The organism is Microbacterium sp. Leaf351, from assembly GCF_001423825.1.
Lineage (GTDB): Bacteria > Actinomycetota > Actinomycetes > Actinomycetales > Microbacteriaceae > Microbacterium > Microbacterium ginsengisoli.
Genome location: NZ_LMPK01000011.1, coordinates 68011 through 72240, shown reverse-complemented (window position 1 = coordinate 72240; position 4230 = coordinate 68011). Strand labels below are relative to the sequence as shown.

General features: G+C 69.7%; 3 protein-coding genes. 2 read left to right on the top strand and 1 reads right to left on the bottom strand.

The window, feature by feature from the left end:
* Window positions 1–173 precede the first annotated feature (173 nt).
* Window positions 174–1589 (bottom strand): zinc-dependent metalloprotease, encoded by a 1416-nt coding sequence (locus ASG00_RS04560; RefSeq protein WP_056207238.1) that lies wholly within the window; start codon window positions 1587–1589, stop codon window positions 174–176.
* 119 nt (window positions 1590–1708) lie between these two features.
* Between ASG00_RS04560 and ASG00_RS04555 the strand changes: the two genes are divergently transcribed.
* A complete protein-coding gene (locus ASG00_RS04555; RefSeq protein WP_056207236.1) occupies window positions 1709–2878 on the top strand; it encodes a YlbL family protein in 1170 nt (389 codons plus the stop codon).
* A gap of 83 nt (window positions 2879–2961) precedes the next feature.
* On the top strand, window positions 2962–4230 hold a 1269-nt coding region (locus ASG00_RS16890; protein WP_235559140.1), incomplete at its 3' end, for a UPF0182 family protein.

The following is a 4230-nucleotide window of genomic DNA, read 5'->3' as shown; positions in this document are numbered from 1 at the left end:
CGATGCGGTACATGCCCCGATTGTGCGTGCCCGCAGGACTCAGTCGCGGGACTCCACAGGAACTCGCGCGAGCGTCGCGGTCTGCGGGCGCTGGGGAGGAGCCGTCGCACGCGACGCCCGTCCCCGGTGACCACGGCGGACGATGCCGCGGCGATTCCCTCGCGGATGCCGCCTCAGACCGGCCGTCCGCCGTCCGCGGTGCCGGTCGGGTCGTCGTCGCGCTCGTCATCCGTGCCGGATGCGCGTGGCGCGTCGCCCGACTCCTCGGCGAGAAGCTGGCGCAGTGCGTCGTCGAACTCGTCCGGCTCGGGCGCCGTGCCCGCGGCATCCGCCTGCAGACGGGCGATGAGCGTCGACGGGTCGTCGATGTCGGCCGACGTCGGCATCAGGTCCGGGTAGTCCCAGAGGGCGTCGCGCGCCGCGACGCCGACCGCGTCGGTGATCGCCCGCCACATCGAGGCCGCCTCACGGGCGCGGCGGGGACGCAGCTCCAGCCCGACGAGAGACCCGAGGGCCTTCTCTGCGGGTCCTCCGACGGCGCGGCGCCGGCGCACGACCTCCGCGATGCGGTCGGCGTGCGGGAGACGGGCGGTCGCATCCGCGGTGACGACTTCGACCCAGCCCTCGACGGTCGCGAGCACGTCCTCCAGGCGGCTGAGCGCCGCGTTCTGCTGGTCGCTGCGCGGGGGGATGAGCGCCCCCGACTCGAGCAGCTGGCGCAGCTCGTCGGGCGACGACGGGTCGAAGCGCGACGCGACGTCCTCGAGAGCTGACACGTCGATGCGGATGCCGCGGGCGAACTCGCCGATCTGAGCGATCACGTCCAGGCGCAGCCACTTCGCGTGCCGGAACAAGCGGGCGTGCGCGAGCTCGCGGGTGGCGGTCGCGAGCGCGAGCTGGTCGTCGGGGATCTCGAGTCCTGCTCCGAAGTCCGCGAAGTTCTGGGGGAGGATCGCGGCGTGACCGGCGGGCAGCAGCGGGATGCCCACGTCGCCGCCGGAGACGACCTCCATCGACAGACGTCCGACCACCTGACCGAGCTGGGTGGCGAACAGCGAGCCGCCGACGGTGCGCATGAGGCGGCCCGCGCCCTGTGCGACATCCCCGAACTCCTCGCCCGTCTGCTCGACCAGCGCGGCCGTCATCGCATCGGCGATGCTGCCGGAGACGGGCTCAGCGAGCTCGCGCCAGACCGGCAGTGTGAGTTCGACCCAGCGGGCGCGCGTGATCGCACCGCCCGGCTGCGCGAGCTCGGGGACCGTCGTCGCTTCGCCGAGCCACAGGTTCGCGAGGGAGAAGGCCTGATCGAGGTCGCTGCGCTGAGCGGAACTGACGGCGAGATCGCTCTGGCCGGCGATGTGCAGGGCCTGGCGCGAGGCCATCTCCCAGGTCGCCTCCTCGCCGCCGGCGAAGGCGGCCTGCATCTGCATCATCATCTGCTGCAGCGTCGCCGGGTCGATGTTCATCCCCGACAGGCGGGAGAGCAGCTCGGGATCGAGCTGGCCGCCGTCCGTGCCCCCGCCGAGCAGCCGCCGGAGCAGCTCGTTCAGGTCATCGCCCTGCGATGCATCGTCGTCGTCGTGTGCCACCTCAGTCGCCTCTCAGCCGCATGTCGAGCTGCCAACTACGCTAGTTGCACACACCCTCGCAATGCCCGGGACGAGCCAGATCGTCGTACGCCGGCCGCGAACGACACGACGGAGGCGGCGTGACGCTGTTCGACGAGACCGGGCCCGCGGCATCCGAACGGCCCCGGCGTCCGCGCTCGCGCGCGGGGGTCGCCGGCATCTGGGCGCTCGTCGTCGCGCTCGTCGCGCTGCTCGTGCTGTCGTTCCTTCCGTCGGCGTATGTGATCGAGACGCCCGGGCCGGTGTTCAACACGTTGGGCACCGTGCAGAACGACCAGAAGCAGCAGGTGCCGATCATCACCGTCTCCGGTGCGACCACCTACCCGACAGCCGGCGAGCTGTCGCTGTTGACCGTGCAGGTCGTGGGGACGGCCGACGCTCGTCCGTCGTGGCTCGAGTTGATCCCGGCGTTCTTCGACCCGTCGCGCTCGATCGTGCCCGCCGACGCGATCTATCCGCCCGACCAGACCTCACAGCAGCTGAGCGACCAGAGCTCGGCGCAGATGGTCGATTCGCAGCAGGAGGCGACTGCGGCGGCCCTCACCCACCTCGGGTACACCGTGACGCCCTACCTCTCGGTCTACTCGGTCGAGTCCGACGGTGCCGCCAACGGGGTGCTGCAGAAGGACGACGTCGTCGAATCGGCCGACGGCACCGCCGTGACGGATGTCGCGTCGCTGCGTGCGATCATCGCGGCCAAGGACGGCGCACCGGTGAGCCTGACGATCCAACGCGGGGGCGCGACGCAGCAGGTGAGCATCACCCCGAAGCAGCAGATCATCAACGGCCAGTCCACGTGGTTGATCGGGGTGTCGCTGCTGACGCAGTTCCACTTCCCGATCGATGTGAAGCTGCAGCTGTTCAACGTCGGCGGCCCGAGCGCGGGGATGATGTTCGCGCTCGGCATCATCGACACGCTCACCCCCGGCAATCTCAACGGCGGCAAGAACGTGGCCGGCACCGGCACGATCGACGCCGCCGGCGAGGTCGGGGCGATCGGGGGCATCCGCCAGAAGATGTACGGGGCCCGTTCCTCGGGCGCCGAGTACTTCCTCGCACCGGCCGACAATTGCGACGAGGTCGTCGGGCACATCCCGCAGGGGCTCTCGGTCTACGCGGTCTCGACGCTCGACGACGCGGTCAAGGACCTCACGGTGATCGGCTCGGGCGGGGACACCTCCACCCTGGCGACATGCTCGACGGTCATGGCCTCGCCGGCGCCGTCGGTCTCGCCGACGCCGACGCCCTGACCACTCCCGACACACCCGGAGGACGCGGCGACGCCGGGAAGATGCTCGGCGTTCCTCCAGAGCCCGCCTCGTAGGATGACAGGGTGACCTCCGCCACGGCGCCGAAGCCCACCCGTCCGAGTCGAACCCGTCGCGTCATCGCGATCTCCCTCGTGGTGATCGCGCTGCTCGTGGCCGCGTTCTTCATCTTCGCCAACGTCTACGCGGACTGGCTGTGGTACTCCCAGCTCGGCTTCCTGAACGTGCTCACCACGCAGTGGGTGTGGCGCATCGGCATGTTCGTGGTGGGCTTCCTGGGGATGGCGGTGCCGACCTGGCTGGTCATCAACCTCGCCTACCGGCTGCGCCCGGTATACGTGCGGCTGAGCTCTCAGCTCGACCGCTATCAGGAGGTCGTGGAGCCGCTGAGACGACTCGCGATGTGGGGCATCCCGATCTTCTTCGGGCTCTTCGCCGGCTTCGCCTCATCTGCGCAGTGGCAGACCGCGGCCCTCTGGGTCAACGGCGTGCACACCGCGACCGGCGACCCGCAGTTCAACCTCGACACCGGCTTCTACCTGTTCGCGCTGCCGTTCTACTCGGCCGTCCTCGCCTTCGCGTCGGCCGTGGTGTTGATCTGCCTGCTGCTCACGGCCGCGGTGTCCTACCTGTACGGCTCCGTTCGGGTAGGCCAGCGCGAGCTGCGCATCTCGCGCCCCGCGCGGGTGCAGCTCGCCATCATCGCCGGCGTCTACCTTCTGCTCCAGGCGGTGAGCCTGTGGCTCGACCGCTACAAGACGCTCACCAGCGCCGACGACCGCATCACCGGGGCGGCATACGTGAGCGTGAACGCGACGATCCCGGGTCTGGCCATCCTCTCGATCGTGGCCGTGCTCGTGGCGATCCTGTTCTTCGTCACCGCCGTGATCGGCCGGTGGCGCTACCCGCTGATCGCGACGGCCCTGCTGATCATCACCTCGCTCGTCGTCGGTGTCGGCTACCCGTGGATCGTCAATCTCGTGCAGGTGCGTCCGAACCAGCTGAGCGTCGAGAGCCAGTACTACCAGCGCAACATCGACGGCACCAAGGCGGGCTTCGGCCTGAGTGACCTGCAGGAGACGAACTTCTCCGCGAACACCACGGCACAGCAGGGGCAGCTGCGATCGGATGCCGAGACGACGGCGCAGATCCGCATCATGGACCCGGCGATCATCCCGCCGACGGTGGCCCAGCTCGAGCAGTACCGGTCGTACTACCAGTTCCAGAGCCCGCTGAGCGTCGACCGCTACACGATCGACGGGCAGACGCAGGACACCCTGGTGTCGGTGCGCGACCTCAATCTCAACGCGCTCGGCACGACCGCCAGCACGTGG